Here is a 15611-nt window from a genome sequence, read left to right as displayed (position 1 = left end):
TTTGAATGACTTTCATACCCGATCGCACTAGACCCATGTTTGATCCTGATTTTTTCCAAACATCTTTCCCAAACAGTTCAAATTTTTATTTGCCGTCGGCAGACTTTGGTTTAATCGAGCTGGTGCTTGCCAAATTTTCTTCTAACTGCATCCTCTGCTCCATTTGTCTGAGAAAATAGCCAGTCATCATCGCTGAAGCCAGCAAACCCGCTAAGTTTTCTCGGTCGGTAGTAATTTGCACGCTAAAATTGTCTGAAGGCAAGATGCCTACAAGTCCTTGAACGTTGTGAGAGATAATCTCTTTGATCTCTGGGCTGACGGACTTGGCAACGCGATCTAAAACCTCTGGGGATTGGTGTTGGAGGTACTTCAAAAGTGGATTGTCTGTAGCTTGTTTGGCATTGTCCCGGTCAAAGTCAGGGTGAAAAACCATTTGGCGATTCTTAATTTCTGGCTTGTTACATTCTAGTTTAAACTACTCGTCATTGCTTGGGTACAAATTTGCCTGAAAGTCAATTTGTAGTTGTTTGGGCAATTGATCTACTTGAAAATACCGATGAAATTTGTCGGTAACTTGTAGCCAATAGGAGCGGCTTTCGCTTGGTCGTCGTTTGCGGACAAAACCGAGTTCGACAAGTTCTTGCACTTGTTGGTAAGCACCTGAACCTCTTAAATTAACTAAGTCTGGCTGAGCGATGCCACCTTTGAGGGCGATCGCCGCTAGTGTCCGCAAAGCTCCAATACCTAATTCGGGAGGTATCAAAGTTTGCATTAAACTGGCAAACTCTTCTCTCAGTTGCAGGCTGTATCCTGTAGGTGTTTCCACCACTTCTAAGGCACTGTCACGGTGAGCAGAGTCCGACATCAGTTCGATGATGGCATCTTCGACATCGGTGCGATCGCACTTGGCAATTTCCGCAATCTCTGCGATCGATACGGGCTGACCTTTTAGGTAAAGTATGGCTTCTATTGTAGTTGCTAAACGAGTCATTAGGGAATCTGGAATCGGGAATTGGGGAATTGGGAATTGGGAATCGGGAATTGGGGAATTGGGGAATTGGGAATTGGGGAATTGGGAATTGGGGAATTGGGAATTGGGAATTGGGAATTGGGGAATTGGGAATTGGGGAATTGGGAATTGGGGAATTGGCAATTGGGAATTGGGGAATTGGCAATTGGGAATTGGCAATTGGGAATAACCATATTCATGTCATTAGCACGATGCTTTCCTACCTATTCACATCTAGAACTATAACTCAAAATAAACACCATTTTGTACCGATTTCAATGCCACATTTATTGCGGTTTAGTTAAATCAGGTTTCAATTCCATCATCCTGCTGTCGAGTTTGCGCGCTGCATCATTAATGGTGAAAGTTGGCTGAGTACCATCGATATACATAATTGCCGTAAAAGCCCCTATTTTTCCCCGCCTAAATATAGCAAAATCTACATTAATTGGTATATTTTGTAATTTTCCTTGACTTCTCCAGCCAGCGGACACCTCACCACTTTTGTCTTGCAAAGTTAAAGCAGTAGGATTCGTAAACTGCATTTCTTTGTTACTATTTAACCCTTGAGAGAATTCCTTAGCCGCAGTCCCAGCACTGATTTCCTCATCAAACTGATCTCGTTTCATCGAATCCGACAGTTGCGTTGTAAATCCGATCAGCAATTGAAACTGCTTCTCCTCAATTTTTTGGTAAGCGAAGACACTTGCTGGCTTAAAGTTAGGGTTCTGGTTAAGTTGATTTTTGAAATTTGCAGCCCCAGATGAAAGCTCTGTAAAACCCGGAGGTAAGTCTTGTAAAGGAATGACTAAATTGGATAAGTCCGCTGCGGGTTCTGCAATATTTGCCGCTTGATTTTTGCTACGATCTACTCCTGGATTGGCGATCGACAGTTGGGCAACCCCAACTCCCAATGTAGCAGTAATTAACAAACACACGAAGACTGATACAGTTTTTTTCATTATTTTACGCCTTTGCTTATCCACCAAGCTTTAGTTTGAAAGTGCTCATACTGTAGACTTCTTATCCAAGCACACGAGAGTGCAAATGGGAAGCCTTATTTGCTTCTATGAAAAGGAACTAACTAAGTCCCATGCCCTAAGCCCTAGGCCCTCTCTTCTCAAATATTTTACCCGAAAATTGGGTCTAAAGCCCCGTCCTTGGAGGAGGGCTTTATAAAAGAATCCCTGCGCGTAAACGCGGCCGGAGTGTCAATCTGCCACTTCTAAATCCTCTAGTTCTTGGGTGGACTGCCATCCAGCTTGCCACAGCGATCGATCTTTGAGCTGTTCGGAATTCAGCCAGAAACGGACATTTGAATCGCAAGCCGCCACCATTTCTGCAAATACCCATTTACCTTGGTTTTTTCGGTTGACTACTTGAAAATGCCGCCACCCCCAAGTTTTTTGCTTTGCTGTCCATCGGGAACCAACTAAATAAGGAAATTTTTGTTTTTTTTGCACAGTCTTTTTGTCTATCAATATGTCATGAAACAAGTTAAATTCAATAAGTCTCTCCGTTTAGCCATAGCCATAAAATATATAATTTATTCCGCCGTTCAATCCAACTAAATTATTTCAGGTCAATCAAGCAGTTTATTATATTGATTTGCCAACACTCCCCCCTCCTTTTTCAAAAGTATGGGGCAGTTTAATTTCTGCCCCGGTAAATATTTATACCTATTGAATAGGGATTATTTTCGAGCCGATCCACACATATAAAATTCATCCAAAATTAGATAAATCGTGAATCTCCAATCTAAAAGCAATTAACACAGGTTATGGTTTTGAGCAATAATCCGTTCTGTGAAACTTAACCAGCATTTACTCGCTGTAAGTTGATGTTTTCTCACTGCTTAACTATGGGGAGTCGCCTCCTAGGATTTCACAGTCTCAACATCAGGCAGAACTTGCTTTACTTTTTCCAACAGAAGTTTAGCTAAATTTTGAACAGCATTTCAATCTCTGTCGATCTTTCTTAAGGCTTGTGTCCCGACAAATCCAGAGGAAGTTGGGGTAGCCGGAGTCTAACAGCATTTGTTTGCAACCAGAGAGTGATAGCGTGCTTCCGCTGCGGAGTCACATACTCTCCGGGTCTGATAACGCCAGCACAGACGCCGATGTTTTTAATAAGGGTTTCTCGTTCCGATGAACTTGCACCCTGTAGTAACCTGACTTGGGCTTTGATAAAATCCACGTTCATAGCTGAAAGTAAAAGTAAGTAGAGAACTCTGTTAAATAGCGATGCTTTGATTCCAATTGTAACTCTCAAACCACTATCTATGAATCAAATCGATTCCAGATCCCCAAGGTGAGGATTGTGGTGTGTAAAGCTAGCCAACTTTATTTACTTTATCTGTTTTTGCTAACAAAAGTGTCACTATACTAGCAATTTTGAAAGTTTTTTTTATAGTTAAGAACTGTTACAATTTTTGATCCCATCTAGCCAGACAGCAGAACTTAGTGCTAATGTTGATTTCCTCAATTGCCCTGGTTCAACACTATCTCTAGCTGCTTGACCCCCCGGATTTTACACCCCTGATTGGAAAAGCGATGGACCCCTTTACAGAGAGACACTGCCAGCTTAACCTGTGTTTTTTAGATCCGTCAACATGAATTGGGTTGAACTATAACCTAAGACATACGTGTTGTTACTGGTACTACCATAACCCAGCATTTTTCTAAGAAAGAAGGAAGAGGGAAGAAGGAAGAACCAAGAGGGAAGGAGTCTGTTAGACTTCCCTATATGGTAAGAAATTATAGCCTTTCGATCTCTCATAGGAGGTACAATCGAGCAATTGATAGCCTTTTAGGAATATTTATAATACAAAAACACGCCCCTTGATAGTCGGGCGTTGGGATAGACAAGCTCAAATAACTAAAATTAGAGTTATGAGTTGTGAGTTAGAAATTTTACTTAATTTCCTCACAATTCATAACTCTAATCTGAATAATTGTACCTAAATCAACCTTTTTTATTCTGTTTCAGCTTGCTTTTCCAATCAGCGATCGCCTTCCGAGCTGGCTGATAACTCTTGGTACCAGATGGCACTAATGACGCAGCTTCAACAGCATCTTTAAGCTTCCCTTGAGAGCTACGCAATTGAGCAATCTTCAGGATAGTTTCGCTCCATTCTCCTGTCAAACGCTGAGATTCTTCATACTTCGGCTCACCGGGTTGAATCTTGTTAACTTGCTCGATAGCTTTACTATAAGAAGATGCCTCGCCTCGCTTGATTTTTGTCTTAGCAGCAGATATCAAAGCAGTATTTAATTGCTGTTGCTTGGATAGATCCTGCCACTGAACGATCGCCTCTTTGGACTGATTGTAAATCGGCTTATTAGCATCAGGCATCAATTTAGCAGCCTCGATCGCCCCCAGGAAATCACCCCTAGCAGCCCGCCCATTAGCTATATCCAAAATCGTTAAACTCCAGCGCTCAATATCCTGCTGAGCCTGGGGATAAAGTGGATCTGTAGGCGGAATCGAACGAGCCTTTCTGACGGCATTATTAAAACTAGAAGCCGAACCATTCTTGAGTAAAGTTTTCGCCTCAGCCCAAACCTGCTGGCTAGAAGGTTGCGGCTTGGGCTTACTTGCAGTGTCTACCGATACAGCCAGGGGTTGCTTCTGGGACACTCCAGCACCAGGAGTTACAGGCTTTAGCCCAGACTTTTGAGGCGAAGGTTTGGGAGCATTCTCAGCCGTCAATTTGGGGCTTCCTTCCTGCTGACCGATGAAAATAGACCTATTCGTAACAAACACACCCAACAGCAGAACTATAGCCGTAGCGCCACTCCACAAAATTAGCTGCTGCAAAAACGACTTGTCCGAAGCCCCATTATCCACATCTTCAGGCTTCTGCAAGTTAGGTCGATCGCCACCCCTGTCAGCAGACCCAGCAACATTTGGCACAGGAGTCCGACTCGGCTCAGTTTGGGCATCTTGAGAGTTACCAGTAGCAGGAGGTAAATCCATTTGAGCCGTCGCCGCACCCATTAGCGGGCGATCGAAACCATTACTCTCGGCATCAACCGTCATACTGCCATTGCGTCCCGCCAAAGCAGAAGTTGCTACCCCAGCAACATCCGGTAAAATTACCAAATGGGCTTTTCCCGGAGGATTGACCACCATCAAAGGTTCCTGTTTTGGACGCAAATGGTGATCGCACAACTCAGGCAGTCGATCGCTCAAAAAACGGTCTAAGCCCTTAAGAGTCATACACTGTCCCGATCGCAGCCCTTCCAAAAGCGCCGTCGTAAAAAACCCTTGGCGCAAAGCAGAAGTCTCCCGCGAAACTTGATTCGGCCGACAAGAAAGCACCGTGGGGATTTCCAACTTCCGCGCCAAATCCGCAGTTTGAACCCCTATAGTTTCCCCAGCTTTCACGATTTGACTCCGGTTCATATCAACCAACACCAACATCGTTTCAGTAGGAGCCTTTTTCAGAGTATTCAAAAGCAACTCTACTGGAATCCCCGTACCCTGAATGTCAGCGGGGTTCCCATCCACCGGCATCAAATAATCTTTCCCTTCGTGACTGACACCGTAGCCACTAAAAAAGCACCACAGTAAATCTCCCTGTTGCAAGTGTTCGGCGCAGAGATTTTCCGTCAACTTCAGAATATTTTCCCGATTCGGATAGGTTGAGTTACCCCACAGCGACGGCGAACTATCCGTCATCAGCAGGCATCCATCCTTAGAAAAACCAGCCTCCTCAACCAAGAAAGTGTAGACTGCCTCTGCATCCTCTTGGGCATAGCTCAAAGGCTGAAGTAACTGATATTGATTTATGCCTATGGCAATACAAGCGTGATGTTTCATAAAAAAGCTCGGTAAGTGGGGAACAAACGTGGCTAATGCCCTGATTTGGAAACGACCCTTTGACCCTTCGACTACCCTTCGCCTTCGCGAGCGGGCATCGCACGGGCGGTTTTAAGCACCTACAATTCCCTTGCGGGGTCTCAGCTAAATATATGGGGGGTCTCAGCTAAATATATTAGATATTAAACAGCTTGCACAAAACGATAGCACATAGCTCCTCAACCTTAACCCGACTTTCGTCAAGTAGATTAGATATCTAAGATTTGAAAATTACTCCCACAATAATTTTAACTTCTGGTGTTACCTTAAAAACTTTTGTTCGGTGTCTTTGGAAAAACCACGTTAAATTAGATACAGAAGCTAGTCCAATAGTCTTCTCAGTTGAGTGACTCAAAAGACCAAAAATTTGACCCAATCAATATTACCAAATCAGGAGTAACCCACCAATGGTCTATACCCCCAACCAAGAAATCTCCGTCCCAACCCAGTCTCTCCTGAAACAAAAGCATCCCAAAAGTCACAACCACTATAGGTTTCAAGACTTTTTTGCCTTCGATCGCGTTGGAGGCACAATTAACGACTGGAATGAGTCGCGCAACATTTTTACCAGCGAAGACTTCATCATCGGTTTGGTAGAAGGACTAGAAGAAGAAGTCGGTCCTGCTTCATCTGTGATCATGTATACTATTGGTTGCCAGTGGGGACTCCAAGATTCCGAATTTTTTCAAAAATGGTTCAGCGCCGAATTCAGCCAGAACATTCGCCAGTCAAATCTGATGTTTCTACTAGAAACTTGGTGGTGGCCGTTCACAGCTCAAGGTTGGGGCCGCTGGGAAGTAGACATGAGCGATCGCAAGCATGGCTGCATCTTCATCAACCTCTTTGACTCAGCAGTTGCTCGCACCTTGGGCGACGTGGGCAAACCAGTTTGTCACCTTTACGCCGGTTTGTTTGCCGGTTTCTTCGGATCTCTAGTCAAAAAGCCTCTGAGTTGCATCGAACTCCAATGTTACTCAATGGGAGAAACCTATTGCAAGTTCCTGCTGGGCAACCCAGACAAAATAGATGCCGCAGCATTCTGGCTCAACGAAGGTGCCAACGCCCGTGACATTCAAAATCGAATCCAACATGGTGAAAGATTGCGATGAAAAGTCAAACTTCTTGGTTAAAACAATCTGTCCAAGAATTCTTTGGTAACTACAATTGGCTAGGAAAACCCTTAGAAACAGAGACTGGATATGTAAATGGTAAATTACTAAGTTTTACCATGCCAGTATCAGACTTTTTTCGGGCTATTTCTTGGGAAGGAATTCCTGAAGTAGGCGCCATGCCCCCACCACCACCATCGCCAGTAATTTCGGTTAATGAAAGTGCCGAAGTTACCATTGACGACCTATTTGATTTGTTTTAATACTTACCTAAATGGAAGTTGTAAAAGTCATTTTTTGTAATTACGGCTCTTCCCTAGCACCAAGTAAGATTTCCGAAGCACCGGAAATTAACAAAAACTTGAATGATAGCCCTGTTATATTGATTTATAAACAGTGCCATCTTTCTGCCTGATGGGGTTCCTGAAGCCTTCGGCTACCCTTGGGCGAAGCGACGCAGCCCTGGCTCAGCTTCGTCTAAGGGCAGGATAAACGCAGTCGAAGGACTTTTTTCCCTCTTCCTTCTACCACTTACTTAAAATTATGCACCCTGAGATTGAAGCACTTCTAAATCAGGCAGAAAATCGCTTTCTCAAAGCCGAAGAAATCACCGCCTTTAAGCGTCAAGCTGCCATACTCTCCCAGCGCTTAAAAATTTATGAATTTTTGCGAGACAAAGAAGAAAGCATCTTCCAACCAGTAGCAAATAAGCTACAAGAAACCTTCCCAGATGAAAAACCAGAAATCTTAGAAACAACCCTAAAAAATTGGCTCCTAGTCTTACGATACTGCGCTATGGCGATGCTGTTGAACGATCGCAATTTTATCGAACAACGCCTCCTCGATTGGCTTTCTGGCATTGTTGAAGCCCACCAAACTCACAAGATACAAGCAACCGTTTGCCAACTTTTGCAAGAGCGTTTGAAAGAACTACTTTCCGAGCAAGCCCGCGCTATATTGCAGCCATTTTTAGACCAAGCCGAGTCACTGATTATTGAACCCGATCGTAAACAATAAACAAAATTCTCAATTTCCAATTCCCCATTCCCAATTCCCCATTCCCCATTCCCAATTCCCAATTCCCCATTCCCCATTCCCCATTCCCAATTCCCAACTCCCAATTTCCCATGATTAACATTGCAGACTTACTTAAACAGCCCAGAGTTCCAGGAAACTACTTTGCCAGGGATGCTTACGTCAGAGGAGACTTGGAGCTAGGCTTGCTCGAAAATCGCCGGGGCGATCGGCTCCTAGCACTTCCAGAAACACTGATTCAAGCAATTTACATCGGCTTAGAACAAGAAACCGGTCAAGCTTCCCGCCTAGTGCTATTCAACTGCGGTCGCTGGTGGGGCAAAAACTTTTACGTGCGTTTTTGCGAAGAAGTCAGCGATTACTACGGTCAGCCAGTTTCCGAAATGGAAATGGTAGAATTTATTCAGTGCCTACAACAGTGTTGGAAAAGCCACGGATGGGGAACATTTGAACTTGACTCCACCTATTCCGACCAGGGGTTTCTAGTAGTAAAAATTTCTAACTCTCTGTTTGCTAAAACAGCGCCTAAGTCGAAGCTACCAGCCTGTTCTTTAGAAGCAGGTATCTTAAGTTCCTTCTTTACTCAACTTACAGGTCGAGAACTCCACTGTTTGCAAACTTCCTGTGAATCCCTGGGTTCTGATTGTAACCGTTTTATTTTAGGTTTGCGCGATCGGCTCCAAGCCGGAAATTCTATGGTGGAAGAAGGACAAGACCACGAAAGTATTATGACTCAACTTTCTCAAAAGAATTAATTTATTTTATAGCTCTATAGCTATAGCATTGCTCAAATAGATCGAGTAGGTTAGGTTGGGTTTTGAAAATCATAATTATTCTCTAAATTTATAACTTTTCAAATTACCAACAACCTCAAACTTAGGTGTCAATCTCAATGGATGCCAATGAACTCCTAAATCGATATGCAGCAGGCGAAAGAGATTTTAGACAAGCAAACCTGCGCGGCATCGTCCTAAGTAGCATCGACTTATACAGATCCAGCGATGCTCCGACTCTTACTTTGTCCAACCTGAACGAACACCAGATTCGACCATACTTAATCGGTGCTAACTTCAGCGGAGCCGACCTCACTAAAGCTCATCTCGGTCGGGCAAACCTCAGCAAAGCCGATCTCAGCGGAGCAAACCTCACCGGAGCTAACCTGACGAGTGCAAGTCTGAGCGGAGCCAATCTCACAGGAGCCAACCTCACCGAGGCCAATCTATCAGGAACTCACCTGAATTGGGCTAACCTAAGCGAAGCAATTTTAATCAAAACCAATCTCACCAGTGCCGACTTGAGTGCAGTCAACCTCAGCAAGGCTATTTTCACCAATGCTATTCTCCATAAAGCCTATCTGATTAAAGCTAACCTCAACCAGGCAAACCTTAAAGATGCAAACTTGACTCTAGCCAGTCTCAAAGACGCAGACTTGAGTGAAGCAGACCTCACCGGAGCAGAATTGTCCAAAGCCAACCTAGCTGGAGCGAATTTGACCCGCGCCAATTTAACCAAAGCCAACCTATTAAAAGCTAATCTCCGGCGAGCAAACCTGACGGAAGCCTATTTAAATCATGCGTGTTTGGGCGAATCAGACCTGACGGAAGCTTGCTTGAACAGAGCGAATTTGACCAAAGCTGATTTGAGTAACACTCATCTCAGAAAGATTACTTTGAATGGCAGCCACTTAAGCGGTGTCAACTTCAGTCGAGCCGACCTCAGCGGCATAGACTTAAGCCGGAAACTTTTAACCGGAATCAATTTGGCAGAAGCATTATTAAACGAAGCCAAATTTAGCGGTGCTTATCTCATGGAAGCTAACCTGAGTGGAGCCAACCTCACCAAAGCTAACTTTAGTCAAGCCTACTTGATCAATGCCAACCTTTCTGATGCTTGCCTCCATCAAGTTGACTTCACCAAAGCTAATTTGAGTAAGGCAAACTTACGAAAAGCTGATTTGACTGGAGCCAACCTTCGAGGAGCAATTCTCACCGAGGCTGATTTGAGGGGAGTAAAACTGATGGAAACAATTCTCCCCAATGGTAAAATTTACCATTAAATTCACTAGCTGTTTTGTAGGGATTATTTGCCCAATATACTGCGGTTAATGTCCAGAATTGGCACAAATAGGTTGGCTTCTTCAGTAGTGAGATGTTGTTTGATCACCTTTTTCATGACATCGTAGGTCACAGACGAACTATTTTTAGCGTGAAAAGGGCCTAAAATAGTTTGGAGCCAAAGTAGAAGCCGATCGCGCAACCGTTCAGTATCATTAATTAACAGTGCAGCAGCCGAGTGCCTCAAAACCATCGCAGCATCTAGGCGACATTTGGCAGTCACATCTTGAGACCCCCGCCGAAATATATTTGGGTCTATAGACTGCATTTGCGCTTCCACTTGGCTAAGAATTTCTTTTTCAGAGGCTTGAATTTTTTTATAAGCACTCATCCTGTGGTTCAAAGACTGAAAGTAGTCTTTCAAAAATTGGAGCTCGGCCGCAGATGCATAACGTCCATCGGCTTCCACACTTAAACGCGACATTTGACTTAGCATAGGATTTTTTTTGGTGGTATTGTAATAGCTGGTAAAAGACCAACATATCAGTTTTAAGCTTCTTTAGTGCGAACTAAATACTGTCCTACTTGGAAGCGGGTTTCATTAAGCTGAGTGACGATCGAGCGGGTGATCAACTTTCCCGATTCTACAACTACTTGACCCGTAATTGGATGTAACAAATCTTGCTGAGCTCGCCGACCGATGAGAGCTTCCACATTTTCAATAGCATTAATGTACATCCCGGCCGGTAACTGCACGACTACACCTTCGCCCATGATTTGGGCCTGACAAGCTAATCGCGAATTGGCTTTAGCTGTAGTAATGACCTCCAGCGTCCTCCTCTCCCGACGGTTCATGTCAGACAAGCCTTCCATGCCTTCTTTAATGTAGACGTGGCAGGTAGCGCACATCCCCCTGCCTCCGCATTCCTTGAGAACGTCTAAGTCTTTGGAAAGTAAGGCAGACAGGATATTCGATCGCGTTTCGACTGCCATTTCTTCGGCAATTGGGTCTAGTTTAATAATTTTAACCATATTGATGTTTCATCCTGTCAAGTTGAGTATTGAATAACTGATGCACTAGCTCTGTGAAAGCGGGTTTTTTCATAGATAGATCTCTTCTCTACTCCTGATTTCCCTTTTAGATCCAGCACGCGAATCCGGGAAGATTTATACTGAATCGGAGACTTAAGGATTTGAGTAGATGCAACGGTGCGATCTATCTCAAGGAGGCTAAGACTAAACCTGAGATAACATAGGCAGTACCAGGCGATCGATTCAAAATTTGAATTGGATCAGAATTCTTTACATATTTTAATACTAGCTCAAGCTTTTTCTATAATTAGACTGATGCAAAATTCTAAGTACCGTATTTTAGGGCTAGTCGGACAAGGACAATTTGGTCGAGTTTTTTGTGCTAGCGTTCGAGAAACGCCCGCCAAAGACTCTCGCCTCAACAGTCAACTGGTAGCTCTCAAAGAACTCAGCCATCAAAAAGCCCCAACTAGCGAATTCTTGCGAGAGCTGTGGTTCTTGATTACCTTGCAGCATCCTAACATTGTCACCTGCCGAGCCCTAGAACACACAGCTACAGGCAGATACTTAGTTATGGACTACTGCGAGGGAGGAACCCTCCGCAACTTGCTTAAACAAGACCGTCCCTTAAGACTGCTTGAAGGTTTGCAGATCATTATGGGAGTGCTAGCTGGGTTAGACTACGCTCACCGTCGAGGCGTAGTTCACTGCGACATCAAACCAGAAAATATCCTCCTGACTTTAGGTTCCAAAGGTTGGTCGCCCCGGCTGTCAGATTTCGGCATCGCCCGCCGACTGCCAGAAATTGGGACTACCCGCCTCCACCAAGAAATTTCTCCCGACGCTACCGTAGGTTCCCCTGCTTATATGGCTCCAGAGCGGTTTTATGGTCTTTACTCTCCCATGTCAGATATATATGCAGTGGGAATTCTGTTGTTTGAGTTATTAATGGGCTATCGACCTTTTGGTGGAACACCTGGAGACTTGAGGTGGGCGCACCTGAATCAACGTTTGCAACTGCCTGATGCAATGCCGGAACCGTTGCAAACCATAGTCAAAAAATCTTTGGAAAAGCTGCCCGCCCGCCGTTTTGCCAGTGCTTCCCAAATGGCTCAAGCGCTGCGGCTGGTAATGTACGACCCCGCTGTGAGGCAATTGGGAGACGGCATTATTCCTTGGGAAAATCCCGAAACCAGTGAATCCAAAAGTCTGAATTCGGAAACTGAGTCGGGGCTACAAGTCCCAGAGGCAAAAATATCGGAGCCTCCGATTAGTTTACTTCAGACTGCGGGTTATGCGTTCTCCCAGTCAAAGCTAGTGATACTTCCTGGTGGGCTGACAACTTTAATTGCTACTGAAACCTATCTTTACGCTGCTGTGGGTACAGAGATAAAAGTGTGGTGTCAGCCGGGAAATCAGCTAGTTACAGGAGAAACCGAAATTTCTATATCAATGCCGGATACAGTACGCGACATTTTGCCAACAACCTACGGCTGCTGCGTTGTTTCTGGACAAAAACTTTACTGGCTGAGCGATTCTAGTTGGGAGTCTGAGTGTTTACTGGATCTAGGTGTCCGGCAAGGGCCAGATGGTTGTAAAGCTGCTGTTGACTCTGATGGGCGTTGGTTGACAGTAGCTGTTCCGGGGGAACTACGCTTTTATTCTTTAGGTGCAAACAACTCAGGGGGCGATCGGAAAAAAGCCCAACCACCGATTGCGACTGTTGCCCTACCAGAACATTACTTGCCAGAGTTAATGTTTTTGGATCGGCGACACGTCTTAGCTATCTGGCCCGATAACGAGCCGAAAAATCCCCAAACTACTTTCAGAGTTTACACTCGTCGTGGCACGGCAGTTGGTGCTGTTCAGTTATCGGCGAGCGTCGGGCAACTGGTGTTGACACCTGAACCTTATACTTTGTTGGGAATTCCCCATGGTGGTAAAGCGGCTGTGCTGTTGATGAAATTGTGGCCTTTAAAAGTGGCGCGACTTCCCCTTGACAGTTTCCCGGTGTCTGCTTGTGTTGCTAATTGGGGATGGGTGTTGGCAGATGTTGGGGGGCAGATGGTGGTATTAAACACTCAAGGAATTCAAGTAGGGAGTTTTAGTGGGCCCGCTGTACCGAAGGCGATCGCCCCTTGGGGGAAGAAAGGTTTGGTGATTGGGGTTAATACCGAGGGAGGCAGCCACCTGCACTTTTTAGATATAGATGTTGCAGAGGGTAAATAATAGGCAAGCTCGGATCGACCCATCAACCGCGCCTCGGTGCGGTAACTGAAGGTGTTTCGCCCTTTTCATTTAGAGAGATGGCGGTTGCTGGCGATCGATGTCTGCCAGTTCTAGCGCGCTTCAAGTACGGTGTTGGCGGGATTTCTCTATTTTGAATCAGATAACTGGCGATCGGGCGATCGGGCCTACGCCCACATCCATCACTAAAGTCGAAGGTCTCCAGGTTAAAAGCATCTGTACTGACACAACTTATATATATGACTCTTTCACAAACCTACTTCTGTCATGCTTAATCCCACGATGCAGCCTCACGCTCTAACTTTGCCTTACCTCTACTCTCAGAAAGCCCCATCATCTAAACGTAAAAATATTCTAGCTATGGGTGGTAGCTCCAGAGCCCACAATCCCCCACAGAGACAAAAAAAAGACTCCTTCTGGGAAAAAGGAGTCAGCCGGAGGATGTCGGAGCTGGAATTAAGAGCCTAAACCCTTACAGTGTATAGGTTCAAAAAAAACTCAAAAATAGTTTCACAAAACGCTTGACAACATCTTGCGGAATAAGTATATTAATAAAGCGCCGGAAGGGAAGCGGTTCACTGAACCACAACCGGAAGGTAAAAACCGAACCTAGAAAAAAGAATAGTTTGAAAGCTTAAAGCACTATTAACCTCGTCAAAAAATTAACAGATAGAGAGTGAAAGCGAGAGCTAAACTCAATATCGCAAACAACGAGAAAAATGTCAAGGTCAAATTAAGGGACTGAGACAGAAATGTCCAAGTCGCCGAAAAAGAGCTTGATGAGCCGAAAAAACTCAACAACACGGAGAGTTTGATCCTGGCTCAGGATGAACGCTGGCGGTCTGCTTAACACATGCAAGTCGAACGGGTGTAGAAATACATTAGTGGCGGACGGGTGAGTAACGCGTGAGAATCTACCTTCAGGACGGAGACAACAGTTGGAAACGACTGCTAACCCCCGATGTACCGAAAGGAAAAATATTTATAGCCTGAAGAAGAGCTCGCGTCCGATTAGCTAGTTGGGGGGGTAAAAGCCCACCAAGGCGACGATCGGTAGCTGGTCTGAGAGGACGATCAGCCACACTGGGACTGAGACACGGCCCAGACTCCTACGGGAGGCAGCAGTGGGGAATTTTCCGCAATGGGCGAAAGCCTGACGGAGCAAGACCGCGTGGGGGAAGAAGGCTCTTGGGTTGTAAACTCCTTTTCTCTGGGAAGAACAAAATGACGGTACCAGAGGAATCAGCATCGGCTAACTCCGTGCCAGCAGCCGCGGTAAGACGGAGGATGCAAGCGTTATCCGGAATGATTGGGCGTAAAGCGTCCGCAGGTGGCAGTTCAAGTCTGCTGTCAAAGACCGGGGCTTAACCTCGGAAAGGCAGTGGAAACTGAACAGCTAGAGTATGGTAGGGGCAAAGGGAATTCCTGGTGTAGCGGTGAAATGCGTAGAGATCAGGAAGAACATCGGTGGCGAAGGCGCTTTGCTGGACCATAACTGACACTCAGGGACGAAAGCTAGGGGAGCGAATGGGATTAGATACCCCAGTAGTCCTAGCCGTAAACGATGGATACTAGGTGTTGTCTGTATCGACCCGGACAGTGCCGTAGCTAACGCGTTAAGTATCCCGCCTGGGGAGTACGCACGCAAGTGTGAAACTCAAAGGAATTGACGGGGGCCCGCACAAGCGGTGGAGTATGTGGTTTAATTCGATGCAACGCGAAGAACCTTACCAGGACTTGACATGTCGCGAATCTAGTGGAAACACCAGAGTGCCTTCGGGAGCGCGAACACAGGTGGTGCATGGCTGTCGTCAGCTCGTGTCGTGAGATGTTGGGTTAAGTCCCGCAACGAGCGCAACCCTCGTGTTTAGTTGCCATCATTAAGTTGGGCACTCTAAACAGACTGCCGGTGACAAACCGGAGGAAGGTGGGGATGACGTCAAGTCAGCATGCCCCTTACGTCCTGGGCTACACACGTACTACAATGGTAGGGACAGAGGGCAGCCAACTCGCGAGAGAGAGCTAATCCCGTAAACCCTGCCTCAGTTCAGATTGCAGGCTGCAACTCGCCTGCATGAAGGCGGAATCGCTAGTAATCGCAGGTCAGCATACTGCGGTGAATCCGTTCCCGGGCCTTGTACACACCGCCCGTCACACCATGGAAGTTGGCCACGCCCGAAGTCATTACTCTAACCTTTCGAGGGGGAGGATGCCGAAGGCAGGGCTGATGACTGGGGTGAAGTCGTAACAAGGTAGCCGTAC

General features: G+C 45.6%; 16 protein-coding genes and 1 rRNA gene (1 of these 17 only partly in view). 8 read left to right on the top strand and 9 right to left on the bottom strand.

All coding sequences use genetic code 11. From position 1 onward, the window contains the following. Nucleotides 1-85: 85 nt before the first annotated feature. Together P2A85_RS28815 and scpB are read right to left on the bottom strand one after the other, a co-directional pair. Nucleotides 86-433 carry a DUF760 domain-containing protein gene (locus P2A85_RS28815; RefSeq protein ID WP_377476881.1) on the bottom strand — a complete coding sequence of 116 codons (348 nt, stop codon included), beginning with the start codon at nt 431-433 and terminating at the stop codon, nt 86-88. Between the two features lie 42 nt (nt 434-475). Then, nucleotides 476-991: an SMC-Scp complex subunit ScpB gene (scpB, locus tag P2A85_RS28810; protein ID WP_236508362.1), complete on the bottom strand. Its 516-nt coding sequence runs from the start codon at nt 989-991 to the stop codon at nt 476-478. Between scpB and P2A85_RS28805 the strand changes: the two genes are divergently transcribed. Beyond that, nucleotides 960-1199: a hypothetical protein gene (locus tag P2A85_RS28805; RefSeq protein ID WP_377476880.1), complete on the top strand. Its 240-nt coding sequence runs from the start codon at nt 960-962 to the stop codon at nt 1197-1199. The genes scpB and P2A85_RS28805 overlap by 32 nt on opposite strands. Before the next feature lie 97 nt (nt 1200-1296). On the opposite strand, the gene P2A85_RS28800 is transcribed toward P2A85_RS28805, so the two are convergent. From P2A85_RS28800 to P2A85_RS28785, 4 genes are all read right to left on the bottom strand, one after another. Then, complete coding sequence (locus P2A85_RS28800; RefSeq protein WP_377476879.1) at nt 1297-1971, bottom strand: hypothetical protein; 675 nt, start codon at nt 1969-1971, stop codon at nt 1297-1299. A gap of 249 nt (nt 1972-2220) precedes the next feature. Then, on the bottom strand, nt 2221-2472 hold the full coding sequence (locus P2A85_RS28795) for a TIGR02450 family Trp-rich protein (protein ID WP_340524720.1): 252 nt from the start codon (nt 2470-2472) through the stop codon (nt 2221-2223). A gap of 514 nt (nt 2473-2986) precedes the next feature. Then, nucleotides 2987-3280, bottom strand: a complete 294-nt coding sequence (locus P2A85_RS28790; protein ID WP_371115374.1) for a hypothetical protein — start codon at nt 3278-3280, stop codon at nt 2987-2989. Between the two features lie 693 nt (nt 3281-3973). Continuing rightward, complete coding sequence (locus P2A85_RS28785; protein WP_377476878.1) at nt 3974-5833, bottom strand: caspase domain-containing protein; 1860 nt, start codon at nt 5831-5833, stop codon at nt 3974-3976. 446 nt (nt 5834-6279) lie between these two features. Here P2A85_RS28785 and P2A85_RS28780 point away from each other — a divergent pair, with 446 nt between their 5' ends. From P2A85_RS28780 to P2A85_RS28770, 3 genes are all read left to right on the top strand, one after another. After that, nucleotides 6280-6981, top strand: coding sequence for a V4R domain-containing protein (locus P2A85_RS28780; RefSeq protein WP_377476876.1), 702 nt, complete (start codon nt 6280-6282; stop codon nt 6979-6981). Continuing rightward, complete coding sequence (locus P2A85_RS28775) at nt 6978-7244, top strand: hypothetical protein (RefSeq protein ID WP_371118069.1); 267 nt, start codon at nt 6978-6980, stop codon at nt 7242-7244. Before P2A85_RS28780 ends, P2A85_RS28775 begins: the two co-directional genes overlap by 4 nt. 280 nt (nt 7245-7524) lie before the next feature. Further along, a complete protein-coding gene (locus tag P2A85_RS28770) occupies nt 7525-7998 on the top strand; it encodes a phycobilisome protein (protein WP_377476875.1) in 474 nt (157 codons plus the stop codon). On the opposite strand, the gene P2A85_RS28765 is transcribed toward P2A85_RS28770, so the two are convergent. Beyond that, the gene (locus P2A85_RS28765; protein ID WP_377476874.1) at nt 7973-8110 is read right to left on the bottom strand and encodes a hypothetical protein; all 138 of its coding nucleotides are present in this window, start codon (nt 8108-8110) and stop codon (nt 7973-7975) included. The two genes, P2A85_RS28770 and P2A85_RS28765, sit on opposite strands and share 26 nt — an antisense overlap. On the opposite strand from P2A85_RS28765, the gene P2A85_RS28760 reads away from it, so the two are divergent. Next, nucleotides 8109-8771 (top strand): V4R domain-containing protein, encoded by a 663-nt coding sequence (locus tag P2A85_RS28760; protein WP_377476873.1) that lies wholly within the window; start codon nt 8109-8111, stop codon nt 8769-8771. The two genes, P2A85_RS28765 and P2A85_RS28760, sit on opposite strands and share 2 nt — an antisense overlap. Nucleotides 8772-8908: 137 nt before the next feature. Beyond that, complete coding sequence (locus P2A85_RS28755; RefSeq protein ID WP_377476871.1) at nt 8909-10072, top strand: pentapeptide repeat-containing protein; 1164 nt, start codon at nt 8909-8911, stop codon at nt 10070-10072. A gap of 23 nt (nt 10073-10095) precedes the next feature. Here P2A85_RS28755 and P2A85_RS28750 read toward each other — a convergent pair whose 3' ends face one another. Both P2A85_RS28750 and P2A85_RS28745 read right to left on the bottom strand, forming a co-directional pair. Beyond that, nucleotides 10096-10566, bottom strand: coding sequence for a phycobilisome protein (locus tag P2A85_RS28750; RefSeq protein WP_377476869.1), 471 nt, complete (start codon nt 10564-10566; stop codon nt 10096-10098). 53 nt (nt 10567-10619) lie between these two features. Next, nucleotides 10620-11102: a 2Fe-2S iron-sulfur cluster-binding protein gene (locus P2A85_RS28745; protein WP_333341040.1), complete on the bottom strand. Its 483-nt coding sequence runs from the start codon at nt 11100-11102 to the stop codon at nt 10620-10622. A gap of 315 nt (nt 11103-11417) precedes the next feature. Here P2A85_RS28745 and P2A85_RS28740 point away from each other — a divergent pair, with 315 nt between their 5' ends. Both P2A85_RS28740 and P2A85_RS28735 read left to right on the top strand, forming a co-directional pair. Beyond that, on the top strand, nt 11418-13331 hold the full coding sequence (locus tag P2A85_RS28740) for a serine/threonine-protein kinase (protein WP_377476867.1): 1914 nt from the start codon (nt 11418-11420) through the stop codon (nt 13329-13331). 817 nt (nt 13332-14148) lie between these two features. Next, nucleotides 14149-15611: ribosomal RNA gene (locus tag P2A85_RS28735) — 16S ribosomal RNA — on the top strand; it runs 28 nt beyond the window's last position.

The organism is Microcoleus anatoxicus (assembly GCF_042465725.1).
GTDB classification, from domain to species: Bacteria; Cyanobacteriota; Cyanobacteriia; order Cyanobacteriales; family Microcoleaceae; genus Microcoleus; species Microcoleus anatoxicus.
This window is presented reverse-complemented; position numbering and strand designations above follow the sequence as displayed.